This is a genomic window from Pseudomonas akapageensis, assembly GCF_011355085.1.
Taxonomy (GTDB): Bacteria; Pseudomonadota; Gammaproteobacteria; order Pseudomonadales; family Pseudomonadaceae; genus Aquipseudomonas; species Aquipseudomonas akapageensis.
In genome coordinates, this window is sequence record NZ_VXCP01000001.1 from 426,721 (window position 1) to 427,122 (window position 402).

A 402-nucleotide genomic window follows, 5' to 3' on the forward strand; every position below is an offset into this window, starting at 1 on the left:
CGCCACCGGTAACGTGCTGAGCAACGACAGCGACGTCGATAACGTCCTGAGCGTGGCCAAGTTCACGGTTGGTGGTACCGAGTACACAGCAGGTGGTACTGCCACTATAGAAAATGTCGGCAACCTGACCCTCAGCGCCAACGGTGACTACACCTTCACCCCAGTGGCGAACTGGAACGGCGCCGTACCGACCGTCACCTACACCACCAACACCGGCTCCACCAGCACACTGACCATCAACGTCACCCCGGTCGATGACCCGAGCGTGCTGAAGACCGATACCAACACGGTCGACGAAGATCATGCCGCTACCGGTAACGTGCTCACCAATGACAGCGATGTCGACAACGTCCTGGGTGTGGCCTCCTTTACCGTCGCGGGGAAAACTGGCAGCTTCAGCGC

The 402-nt window shown here is 59.7% G+C and carries 1 protein-coding gene; it reads left to right on the top strand.

Going from position 1 to position 402, the window contains the following annotated elements; genetic code table 11:
• Positions 1-402: Ig-like domain-containing protein (locus tag F2S13_RS01855; protein ID WP_166358444.1), on the top strand; the 402-nt coding region annotated here is incomplete at both ends.